Origin of the sequence: Zoogloea sp. (assembly GCF_041911615.1) — a bacterium.
In the GTDB taxonomy this organism is placed as follows: Bacteria; Pseudomonadota; Gammaproteobacteria; order Burkholderiales; family Rhodocyclaceae; genus Zoogloea.
Genome location: NZ_JAYROR010000108.1, coordinates 1 through 11,688 on the forward strand (window position 1 = coordinate 1; position 11,688 = coordinate 11,688).

At 70.3% G+C, this 11,688-nt stretch carries 8 protein-coding genes; 7 read left to right on the forward strand and 1 reads right to left on the reverse strand.

Going from position 1 to position 11,688, the window contains the following annotated elements; all coding sequences use genetic code 11:
• Positions 1 to 730 (forward strand): ABC transporter permease (locus ACE3P2_RS14015; RefSeq protein WP_374265496.1); only part of this gene is annotated, 730 nt, incomplete at its 5' end.
• Positions 731 to 1,088: 358 nt separating this feature from the next.
• Positions 1,089 to 2,198 (forward strand): lipocalin-like domain-containing protein, encoded by a 1,110-nt coding sequence (locus ACE3P2_RS14020; RefSeq protein ID WP_374265498.1) that lies wholly within the window; start codon positions 1,089 to 1,091, stop codon positions 2,196 to 2,198.
• A gap of 47 nt (positions 2,199 to 2,245) precedes the next feature.
• Here ACE3P2_RS14020 and ACE3P2_RS14025 read toward each other — a convergent pair whose 3' ends face one another.
• Entirely contained in the window at positions 2,246 to 3,388 is a 1,143-nt protein-coding gene (locus tag ACE3P2_RS14025) for an ABC transporter substrate-binding protein (RefSeq protein WP_374265500.1), read from the reverse strand.
• 237 nt (positions 3,389 to 3,625) lie between these two features.
• Here ACE3P2_RS14025 and clpB point away from each other — a divergent pair, with 237 nt between their 5' ends.
• The 5 genes from clpB (at position 3,626) to ACE3P2_RS14050 (ending at position 11,573) form a co-directional block, all read left to right on the forward strand.
• Positions 3,626 to 6,205, forward strand: coding sequence for an ATP-dependent chaperone ClpB (gene clpB / locus ACE3P2_RS14030; RefSeq protein WP_374265502.1), 2,580 nt, complete (start codon positions 3,626 to 3,628; stop codon positions 6,203 to 6,205).
• Between the two features lie 188 nt (positions 6,206 to 6,393).
• Complete coding sequence (locus ACE3P2_RS14035; RefSeq protein WP_374265504.1) at positions 6,394 to 6,876, forward strand: OmpA family protein; 483 nt, start codon at positions 6,394 to 6,396, stop codon at positions 6,874 to 6,876.
• 108 nt (positions 6,877 to 6,984) lie between these two features.
• The gene (locus ACE3P2_RS14040; protein ID WP_374265506.1) at positions 6,985 to 8,397 is read left to right on the forward strand and encodes a PLP-dependent aminotransferase family protein; all 1,413 of its coding nucleotides are present in this window, start codon (positions 6,985 to 6,987) and stop codon (positions 8,395 to 8,397) included.
• 123 nt (positions 8,398 to 8,520) lie between these two features.
• Complete coding sequence (ccoG, locus tag ACE3P2_RS14045) at positions 8,521 to 9,900, forward strand: cytochrome c oxidase accessory protein CcoG (RefSeq protein WP_374265508.1); 1,380 nt, start codon at positions 8,521 to 8,523, stop codon at positions 9,898 to 9,900.
• A gap of 14 nt (positions 9,901 to 9,914) precedes the next feature.
• Positions 9,915 to 11,573, forward strand: coding sequence for a nitrite/sulfite reductase (locus ACE3P2_RS14050; protein ID WP_374265510.1), 1,659 nt, complete (start codon positions 9,915 to 9,917; stop codon positions 11,571 to 11,573).
• Positions 11,574 to 11,688 lie beyond the last annotated feature (115 nt).

Below are 11,688 nucleotides of genomic sequence, written 5' to 3' on the forward strand. Positions count from 1 at the left end.
GATTTCGGAGCCGCTGCAGGACGGACTGGGCTGGCAGCCCGGCCAGCAGGTGACGTTGCCGCTGGGCGGCCGCGCGGTGCCGGTGCGGGTGGCGGGGGTGTGGCGCGACTACGCGCGCCAGAGCGGCGCGGTGATGATCGATCTGGCCGACTACCGGCGCCTCACCGGCGACCCGCTCGCCAGCGATGCGGCGATCTTCCTGGCCCCCGGCGCGACGGCGGACGCGGTGGAGGCGGCGCTGCTCGCCACCGCGCCGCCGGGTGGGTTGGCGTTCATCCGCCCGGCCGAGATCCGCGCGATCAGCCTGTCGATCTTCGACCGCAGTTTTGCGGTCACCTACCTGCTCGAGGCGGTGGCGGTGGCGATCGGGCTGGCGGGCGTGGCGGCGAGTTTCGCGGCGCTGGCGGCGGCCCGTCGGCGGGAGTTCGGGATGCTGCGTCACCTGGGCCTGACCCGGTGCCAGATCGGCTGGATGCTGGCCCAGGAGGGCGCGCTGGCGGCGGGCGTGGGCGTGCTGGCGGGGCTGGCGGTGGGGGCGGGGATCGGGCTGGTGATGATCGAGGTGGTCAACCGGCAGAGTTTTCACTGGAGCATGGACCTGCACGTGCCGTGGGCGTCGCTGGCGGTGTTCGGCGCGGGGCTGGTGGCCCTGGGCGCCGCCGCTGCGGTGCTCGCCGGCCGCCAGGCGATGCGCCAGGACGCGGTGCTGGCGGTGCGGGAGGATTGGTGATGACGCGCCCGCGCGGTGGCTCGGCGATGCCGCCTGCGGGCTTGGGCGGGCACCTTTTGGCTGCGGCGGCAAAGGGGTGCCGCGCGGGCGTCGCGGCACGACGCATCGCGCGCAAGCTTGAACGCGCCGCGGATGCACCGCGCGGGTGCGCCGTCGAGGCGAAACGCTGCGCTGGCGGAGCCGGGTGGATCGGGGGGCGAAGCTTTGCGCTCTGCTGCCGGCGCATTTCGCTTTGGCGACGACGATTGGCGCCGGGTGGGGGCGCTGCGGAACCGGGCGTCCGCGGCGCGTTGCGTCGGGCGGGTAACCCGGCACTGCGCGCCCGGCCCGGGGTGGTCGGCTTGAGGAGAAACCCGAGATGAAGAAAGATCGGCGCACGCATCCCGCGCAGCCTTCGCGTCGCCGCCTGCTGCTGGCCTTGGCCAGCCTGCCCGCGTGGCCGTGCGCGGCGGCGGATTTTGCCCCGGTGCTGCCCGGCCGGCGGCTGGCGTTTCCGGCGGACCACGGCGCCCATCCCGACTTTCGGACCGAGTGGTGGTACGCCACCGGTTGGCTTGCGCTGCCCGACGGCAGTCCGCTGGGGTTCCAGGTGACCTTCTTCCGGGTGCGCACCGGCATTGGCGAGGCGAGTCCGAGCGCCTTCGCGCCCCGTCAGCTGGTGCTGGCCCACGCGGCGCTGGCCGATCCACGGGTGGGGCGGCTGCGCCACGACGAGCGCGCGGCGCGGGTGGGCTTCGGGCGCGCCGGCTTCGCCACCGACCGCACCGGGGTGTGGTGTGGCGACTGGCGCTTCGAGCAGGATGGGACGGGCTACCGGGCCGAAGTGCGCGCCGGCGACTTCGCCTACCGCCTGGCGCTGCTGCCCGACGGGCCGCCGCTGCTCAACGGTGTCGGCGGCTTCAGCACCAAGGCGCCGGACCCGCGCCATGCCAGCTACTACTACAGCCGCCCGCGCCTGACGGTGCGCGGCAGCGTGACCCTGGATGGCCGCAGTCAGCCGGTGAGCGGCAGCGCGTGGCTCGACCACGAATGGTCCAGCGAGCTGATGCCGTCGGGCGCCGCCGGCTGGGACTGGGTCGGGCTCAATCTGGACGACGGCAGTGCGCTGATGGCCTTCCGGATGCGTGCCGGCGACGGCGCTGCCCTGTGGGCGTCGGCCACCTGGCGCGGGGCCGACGGCACGGCGCGCAGCCTCGCGGCGGGCGAGGTGCGCTTCGAGCCGCTGCGCGAATGGCGCTCGCCGCGCACCGGCATCCGCTATCCGGTGGCGTGGCGCCTGTGGGTGGCGGGGCGCACCCTGCGCCTGGAGCCGCTCCTCGACGACCAGGAGCTGGACAGCCGGCGCTCGACCGGCGCGATCTACTGGGAGGGGGCGGTGCGGGTCCGCGCCGACGATCCGGCGGGCCGCGAACTGGGGCGCGGCTATCTCGAGATGACCGGCTACGGGGAGCGGATCCAGGTGGGCTGAGGGCGGGCCCGGGTGACGGCCGACGTGGCCGCGGGCATCGCCGGCCGTCAGTAGATCAGCTTGCAGTCGCGCCCGATGATGCTGATGTCCACGAAATCCGAGCCGGTGTGTCTGGCCGGGTTGAAATCCACGGCGAAGCCGCCGAGGTCGTAGCGGTGCAGGGCGTCGAGGGCCGGAGCGAGCCGGGCGCGGTTGAGGCCCGGGCCGGCGCGGCGCATGGCCTCGAAGAGGATCTGGGCGGTGACGTAGCCTTCGAGCTGCAGGATGCTCGGGCGCATGTCCTTCTCGCCGTGCTTCTTCAGGTCGTCCTGGAAGCGGCGCACCACCGGCAGCGCGGTGTTGGTCACGTTGGGCATGACCTGGGCGACGATCACGCCGCGGGCGGCTTCGGCCCCCGCGAGGCGGCACAGGACGTCGGCGTTGCCGTAGGAGGGCATCGCCAGCAGCGGGCTCATCTCGGCGGCCCGGAAGGCCTTGAGGAATTCGCCGGCGAGCTGGGACGGGCTCACCAGGATCACCATGTCCGGGGTGGCGCGGGCCAGCTCGGCCATCGCCGCCGGCAGGTTGGCCTTGCCGCCCTGGGGCAGGGCGACCCGTGCCACCGGCGCACGGTTGTGTTTCTTGAGCATCCCTTCGATGGCGGCCAGCCCGGCGGCGCCGAAGGGCACGTCGGCGTAGGCCACGGCGACGCGGGCGAGGCCGGTGCGCATGGCGTGCTCGACGAGCTTGCGGTACTGGTCGAGATCGCCCGCGCGCACGTGATAGACGTAGGGGTTGAGCGGCGTGCGCAGGGGCTCGGCGCCGGGAATCACGCCGACCACGGGAAGCTTCTGGGTTTCCGGGATGTGCTCCTTGAGCACCCGCGTGAAGGCCGGCGAGCCCACCGGCAGCAGCACCGCGAGCGTGTCGCCGGCACCCGCCTGGTTGAACAGGGCGACCGTCTGGTCGGGATTGTAGTGGTCGTCCTCGCTGCGCAGCACCAGCGGGCGGCCGTGGATGCCGCCGCCGGCATTGACGGCCTTCACGGCGAGGCGGATGCCGGCGTTGTAGTCGGCGGCTTCGATGGCGACCGGGCCGGTGAAGGGGGCGACGTGGGCGATGGCCCATTCGGCCGCGCCGGCGGGGTGTGCCGCCGCCAGCGCGAACGCGGCGAGGGCGCCGCACGAGGTTTTCCGGACGTGCTGTTTCATCGAACTGCTCCAGCGGGAAATGACGGGATGGGGATCGGGCCCCGGAGGGCGGCGGCGCACGCCGATGGCATCGCCGGGCCGCGAAACTAACATGGAACGGCCCGCGGGCGTGGGTCAAAAATACGACAAACGTGTGGCTTGTCGGGTCGCGCAGGGCTTGGCGTTTCCCGTTTCGGGCGGGCTTGAAGTCCGGGCAAGTTCCCCCATGTAGGTCTCAATCCCGATTCCGGAGGCCCCATGCGCTACGACAAGTTCACCACCAAGTTCCAGCAAGCCCTCGCCGACGCCCAGAGCCTCGCCGTGGGCAACGACCAGCAGTTCATCGAGCCCCAGCACCTGCTGCTGGCGCTGCTCAACCAGGACGACGGCAGCACCGCGTCGCTCCTGCAGCGCGCCGGCGTGAATGGCGCCGGCCTCAAGGCGGCGCTCGTCAAGGCGCTCGACCGCCTGCCCAAGGTGCAGGGCCACGGCGGCGACGTGTCCGTCGGCCGCGACCTGGGCAACCTGCTCAATCTCACCGACAAGGCCGCCCAGCAGCATGGCGACGAATTCATCGCCAGCGAGATGTTCCTGCTGGCGCTGGCCGACGACAAGGGCGAGACCGGCCGCCTGCTCAAGGAATACGGCCTCACCAAGGCCGCGCTGACCCAGGCCATCGATGCCGTGCGCGGCGGTCAGAACGTGGGCAGCGCCGATGCCGAAGGGCAGCGCGAGGCGCTCAAGAAATTCTGCGTCGACCTCACCGAGCGGGCCCGTCAGGGCAAGCTCGACCCGGTGATCGGCCGCGACGACGAGATTCGCCGCGCCATCCAGATCCTGCAGCGCCGTACCAAGAACAACCCGGTGCTGATCGGCGAGCCGGGCGTGGGCAAGACGGCGATCGTCGAGGGCCTCGCCCAGCGCATCGTCAATGACGAAGTGCCCGAGACCCTGAAGGGCAAGCGCGTGCTGGTGCTCGACATGGCCGGGCTGCTGGCCGGCGCCAAGTACCGGGGCGAGTTCGAGGAGCGCCTGAAGGCGGTGCTGACCGACATCGCCAAGGACGAAGGCAAGATCATCCTGTTCATCGACGAGATTCACACCATGGTGGGCGCCGGCAAGGCCGAGGGCGCCATCGACGCCGGCAACATGCTCAAGCCGGCGCTGGCCCGCGGCGAGCTGCACTGCATCGGCGCCACCACGCTGGACGAGTACCGCAAGTACATCGAGAAGGATGCCGCGCTGGAGCGCCGCTTCCAGAAGGTGCTGGTGGACGAGCCGTCGGTCGAGTCGACCATCGCGATCCTGCGCGGCCTGCAGGAGAAGTACGAACTCCACCACGGCGTGGACATCACCGACCCGGCCATCGTCGCCGCGGCCGAGTTGTCGCACCGCTACATCACCGACCGCTTCCTGCCCGACAAGGCCATCGACCTGATCGACGAGGCCGCCGCGCGCATCAAGATGGAGATTGACTCCAAGCCGGAGGTCATGGACAAGCTCGAGCGTCGCAAGATCCAGCTCGAGATCGAGCAGCTGGCGGTGAAGAAGGAAAAGGACGAAGCCTCCCAGAAGCGCCTTGCGCTGATCGAGGAGGAGATCGCCCGCATCAAGAAGGAATACTCCGACCTCGAGGAAATCTGGAAGGCCGAGAAATCGGCGGTGCAGGGCTCGGCCCACATCAAGGAAGAGATCGACCGCATCAAGGCCGACATCGCCCGCCTGCAGCGGGAAGGCAAGCTCGAGAAGGTGGCCGAGCTGCAATATGGCCAGCTGCCCCAGCTCGAAGCCCAGCTCAAGAAGGCCGAGGCCAGCGGCGACGCCAAGCCGGCCAACCAGCTGCTGCGCACCCAGGTGGGCGCCGAGGAGATCGCCGAGGTGGTGAGCCGCGCCACCGGCATCCCGGTGTCGAAGATGATGCAGGGCGAGCGCGACAAGCTGCTGCACATGGAAGACAAGATGCACCAGCGCGTGGTGGGCCAGGACGAGGCCGTGCGCCTGGTGGCCGACGCGATCCGCCGGTCCCGCGCCGGGCTCTCGGACGAGAACAAGCCGTATGGCTCCTTCCTGTTCCTCGGCCCCACCGGCGTGGGCAAGACCGAGCTGTGCAAGACGCTGGCCGAGTTCCTCTTCGACAGCGAGGAGCACCTCATCCGCATCGACATGAGCGAGTTCATGGAAAAGCACTCGGTGGCTCGCCTGATCGGCGCGCCCCCGGGCTACGTGGGCTACGAGGAGGGCGGCTATCTCACCGAGCAGGTGCGTCGCAAGCCGTATTCGGTGATCCTCTTCGATGAAGTGGAGAAGGCTCACCCGGACGTCTTCAACGTGCTGCTGCAGGTGCTCGACGACGGCCGCATGACCGACGGCCAGGGCCGCACGGTGGACTTCAAGAACACCGTGATCGTGATGACCAGCAACCTGGGCAGCCAGATGATCCAGCAGATGTCCGGCGACGACTACGGGGTGATCAAGCTGGCGGTGATGGCCGAGGTGAAGACCTACTTCCGGCCGGAGTTCATCAACCGGATCGACGAGGTGGTGGTCTTCCACGCCCTCGACGAGAAGCACATCGCGTCCATCGCGCGCATCCAGCTGGCCTACCTCGAGAAGCGTCTGGCGCGTCTCGACATGCATCTGGCGGTGAGCGACGCGGCGCTGATGGAGCTCGCCAGTGTCGGTTTCGACCCGGTGTTCGGGGCCCGGCCGCTCAAGCGAGCGATCCAGGAGCACATCGAGAACCCGCTCGCCAAGCGCATCCTCGAAGGCCAGTTCGCCGCCAAGGACACGATCAAGGTCGATGTGGCGGACGGCAAGATCGCCTTCGCCAAAGCCTGATCCTCCGCCTTGCCCACCCTTGCCGACGCCCGCCCCGTGCGGGCGTCGGTGCGTTTGGAGTGCCCGATTTGGGCGGCTGAGAATCGCTTTTTAACAGTTGGCGCGGCGCCCGGCGGAAGCCGGGATAGATAAAAGGTTATACTGGCGGAATCGAATTTTTCCCCATTTTTTGTGAAAGGAAGTATCGGATGGAACAGGAAGACGACAACCAGAATCTCGTGCTCGGCATTCTGTTTGGCATCATCGCGCTGGTCATCGGCCTGGTGATCGGCCTCACCGCCTACGTCACCGGCCAGACCAACACTGCCAAGCCGGCCGCCGTCGAGGCCGTCGAAGCTCCTGAGATCGCCGAGATCGGCGAGCCGCTGGTCAAGCTCTACTTCGACTCCGGCAAGGCCGAACTGCCCGCCAACGCCGCCGAGGAAGTCGCCAAAGTCGTTGCCAAGCTCGCTGAAGAGCCCGCCAAGATCGTCCTGATCTCCGGCTACCACGACGAAACCGGCGGTGCCGCCGTCAACGCCGAGGTCGCCAAGGCCCGCGCCGTGGCCGTCAAGGACGCGCTGGTCGCCGCCGGCATCCCCGCCGACAAGGTCGCCATGCGCAAGCCGGCGATCACCCTCGGTGGCGCCGACGCCGCCGAAGCCCGTCGCGTGGAAGTGCGCGTGCAGTAAGCCGCCTTCCCCGTCGCACCGAAAAAGCCGGGTCCGCCCGGCTTTTTCGCGTTCACGGGCGGGCTCCGGACGTTGGTGGCGTGCCGGCGGCTCGGCTACCATCCGCCCATGAGCCGCTACCAGACCCTCGCCGACGAGACCGGCAAGCTGATCGAAACCGGCGTGCTGCGCCCGGGCGAGCGCCTGCCGTCGGTGCGCGCCGCCTGCCGTATCCACGACGTGAGCCCGGTCACCGTGACTCAGGCTTACGCGCTGCTGGAAAGCCGCGGTCTGATCGACGCGCGGCCCAAATCCGGCTACTTCGTGCGGGCGCGCCTCGGCCAGCGCCTGCCCGAACCGGCGATGAGCCATCCCCTCGGCGATTCGACCCAGCTGCAGGTCAGCGACTTCATCTTCAGCATCCTCGAGAGCACCAAGGACCCGGCAGTGGTGCCGCTCGGTTCGAGTTTCCCGAGCCCCTTCCTGTTTCCCCTCGACCGGCTCGGCCGCCATCTCGCCGCCGCGGCGCGCCACCTCGATCCCCTCGCCACCGTTACCGACCTGCCGCCGGGCAACGTCGAGCTGCGCCGCCAGCTCGCCCTGCGCTACCTCGCCCACGGCGCCAGCGTGTCGCCGGCCGAGATCGTCGTCACCTCCGGCGCGATGGAAGGGCTCAACCTGTGCCTGCAGGCGGTGACCCGCCCCGGCGACCTGATCGCCATCGAATCGCCCACCTTCTACGCCGGTCTGCAGGCCAGCGAACGCCTCGGGCTGAAGGTCATCGAAATCCCCTCGCATCCGCGCGAAGGCGTCAGCCTCGAAGCGCTGGAGGACGTGCTGCGCCACCATCCGGTGAAGGCCTGCCTGTTCATGCTCAACTTCGCCAACCCCACCGGCAGCCTGGTGCCCGACGCGCGCAAGCGTCTGCTGGTGGAGATGCTGGCGCGCTACGAGGTGCCGCTGATCGAGGACGATGTCTATGCCGAGCTGCATTTCGACGCCACCGCGCCCCTGTGCAGCAAGGCGGCCGACCGCTACGGCATCGTGATGCACGTATCGTCCTTCTCCAAGTGCCTGGCGCCGGGTTACCGCATCGGCTGGGTCGCGGCCGGGCGCTTCGCCGGCGCGGTGCAGCGCCAGAAGCTGTCCACCAGCCTCGCCACTACGGTGCCGGTGCAGATCGCCCTCGCCGACTACCTCAAGCAGGGCGGTTTCGACAAGCATCTGCGCGGCCTGCGGCGACGGCTGGCGGCGCAGGAGGCGGCGCTGGTGGCGGCGGTGGAGGCGCATTTCCCCGACGGCACGCGCCTCGCCCGGCCCCGCGGTGGCTACTTCCTGTGGCTCGAACTGCCGCGCCGGGTCGACGCCCTCGCGCTGCACCGGGCCGCGCTGGCGCTGGGAATCAGCGTCGCGCCGGGGCCGATCTTCTCGGCCCAGCGGGAGTTCGGCCACTGCATGCGCCTCAACTTCGGCCACCCGGACGCCGGCCGCCAGCTCGACGCGGTGGCGACCCTCGGGCGGCTTGCGTCGGCGTCGCGATGACCGGCGTTTCGGTGGGGTTTGATCTGTGCCTATTGTTTTTGTGATTCTCTGAATCTGTGCTTGTTTCGCCCCGGGTGGTCTACTGCGCGCCATCGGGGCCGCGGCCCCACGCGGAGAATCGAAATGAGCAAACCGGCCGGCAAGGTCCACGAGGCGCGCCTCGAGCTGTACCGCAAGAAGGGCAAGATCCACGCTCGCTCCACCCAAGGGCGCTTCAACCGCCTGCGCTGGGCGATGGTGTGGCTCACCCAGCTCGTCTTCTACGGCGCCTGCTGGCTCGGCTGGGCCGGCGACGGCGGCACCCGTCAGGCGGTGCTGTTCGACATCGCCCACGAGAAGTTCTACTTCTTCGGCCTCGTGCTGTGGCCGCAGGACGCGCTGCTGCTGGCCATCGCGCTGATCCTGGCGGCCACCGGGCTGTTTCTGGTCACTGCGCTGGTGGGGCGGCTGTTCTGCGGCTTCGCCTGTCCGCAAACCGTCTACACCTCGATCTTCATGTGGGTCGAGGAGAAGGTCGAGGGCGATCATCTGGCCCGGCTGCGCCTCGACCAGGCGCCGTGGACGCCGCGTAAGCTGCTGCTGCGCGGCACGAAGCACGCCGTCTGGCTGGTCATCGCGGCCTGGACGGCGATCACCTTCGTCGGCTACTTCACGCCGATCCGCGAGCTGCTGCCCGCCATCGGCGCCGCCCGCACCGGCCCGTGGGAGGACTTCTGGCTGCTGTTCTACGGCCTCTTCACCTACGTCCAGGCCGGCTTCGCCCGCGAGGCGGTGTGCCAGCACATGTGCCCGTACTCGCGCTTCCAGGGGGTGATGTTCGACGCGGCCACCCGCACCGTGAGCTACGACGTGGCCCGCGGCGAGCCGCGCCGGGGCTCGGCTGGCGTTGGCGGCGGCGACTGCGTCGATTGCGGCATCTGCGTGCAGGTGTGCCCCACCGGCATCGACATCCGCGACGGCCTGCAATACCAGTGCATCAACTGCGGCCTGTGCGCCGACGCCTGCGACACCGTGATGGGCCGCGTCGGCAAGCCCGCCGGGCTGATCCGCTTCGCCTCCGAGCGCGAGCTGGCCGGCGCGCCGGCGGGGCACGGTCGGCCGCGGCTGGCGGTGTACGGCGGCCTGCTGGCGGTGTTCCTGGGCCTGGGCGCCTGGACCCTGGCGAACCGCTCGCTGCTGCTGGTGGACGTGCTGCGCGACCGGGGCAGCCTGTCCCGCGAGGCCGCCGACGGGCGCATCGAGAACGCCTACACCTTGCGGGTGATGAACCTCGCCGAGGCGCCGCGGGATTTCCGGATCGCGGTGAGCGGCCTGCCCGGCGTCGAGATCGTCGGGCCGGCGCGCTTCTCGAGCGAGGCCGGCAGCATCCGCGCCGTGCAGCTCACGGTTGCCGCGCCGCCCGACGCCGCGCCCGGCGGCGTGCGACCGATCGCCTTCGAGATCCGCGCCGAACAGGACGCCGCCACCCGCGTCGTCGAGAAAAGCACCTTCGTCCTTCCCTGAGCCGACCGCACACCATGTACCGCTATACCGACACCGACCAGCGCCTGGTCGACGACCGCGTCGCGCGCTTTCGCGACCAGATGGAACGCTTCCTGGCCGGCCACCTGGGCGAGGACGAGTTCCGCCCGCTGCGCCTGCAGAACGGCCTCTACATCCAGCGCCACGCCCCGATGCTGCGGGTGGCGATTCCCTACGGCACGCTGTCGGCCGTGCAGCTGCGCAAGCTCGCCCACATCGCCCGCCGCTACGACCGGGGCTACGGCCACTTCACCACCCGCAGCAACATCCAGTTCAACTGGGTGCGGCTGGCGGATGCGCCGGAAATCCTCGCCGAACTCGCCACCGTGCAGATGCACGCCATCCAGACTTCCGGCAACTGCATCCGCAACATCACCACCGACCCCTTTGCCGGCGTCGCCGCCGACGAACTGTTCGACCCGCGCCCGGCCTGCGAGATCGTCCGCCAGTGGTCGGCGCTGGCGCCCGAGTTCCAGTTCCTGCCGCGCAAGTTCAAGATCGCCTTCGCCGGCGGGGCCGAGGATCGGGCGGCCCTGCGCTTCCACGACATCGGCGCCGCCGCGCGCCTGTCCGAGTCCGGCGAACCCGGCTTCGAGATCTTCGTCGGCGGCGGGCTGGGTCGTACGCCGATGGTCGGCCAGCGCCTCAAGGCCTTCCTGCCGCGGGCCGAGCTGCTCAACTACTTCGAGGCGATCCTGCGGGTCTACAACCGCCACGGCCGCCGCGACAACAAGTACAAGGCGCGCATCAAGATCCTGGTGAAGGATCTGGGCCTCGAGGCCTTCGCCCGCGAGGTGGACGACGAGTGGGCGTGGCGCCGGGGCGGCCCCAACACGATCGACGACACGGTGTTCGCCGCGATGGAGGCCTGCTTTGCCGGCCCCGCCGCGCCGCCCGCCCCCGCGGCGGCCGACGAGGCCCCGGCCGACCCCGCCTACGCCCGCTGGCTGGCCCGCAACGTGGCGTCCCACCGCCAGCCGGGTCGGGCGGTCGTCACCCTGTCGCTGAAGGCGCCGGGCGTGCCGCCGGGCGACGCCACCGCCGAGCAGATGGAAGGCATCGCCGCGCTGGCCGAGCGCTTCGGCGCCGGCGAAATCCGGGTCAGCCACGAGCAGAACCTCGTCCTGCCCCAGGTGGCCCGCGCCGAACTGCCCGCGGTGTGGGCTGCCGCCCGCGCCCTGGGCCTCGCCACACCCACGGTGGGCCTGCTGCCCGATCTGGTGTGCTGTCCCGGCGGTGACTTCTGCGCCCTCGCCAACGCCCGCTCGATCCCGGTCGCGGCGGCCATCCAGCAGCGCTTCGACGACCTCGACTACCTGTTCGATCTGGGCCCGCTGGAGCTCAACCTGTCGGGCTGCGTCAATGCCTGCGGCCACCACCACATCGGCCACATCGGCATCCTCGGCGTCGATAAGAACAATCAGGAGTGGTTCCAGATCACCCTCGGCGGCCGCGAAGGCACGCGCGCCGCGCTCGGCAAGGTGATCGGCCCGTCCTTCGCCGCCGCCCAGGTGCCGGACGTGATCGCCCGCCTGCTCGAAACCTACGTCGCCCTGCGTCACGAGGACGAACCCTTCATCGACGCGGTCGAGCGCCTCGGCCTCGAACCCTTCCGCGTCGCGGTTTACGGAGAAGCCCATGCCCCACGTCATTAAGCACGGCCGCCTCGTCGACGACCCCTGGCGCATCGCGGCCGCCGGCGAGGCGCCGCCCGCCGACGGCGCGCCGATGATCCCGGCGCGGGCCGACTGGCTCGCCGCGCCCGGGCCC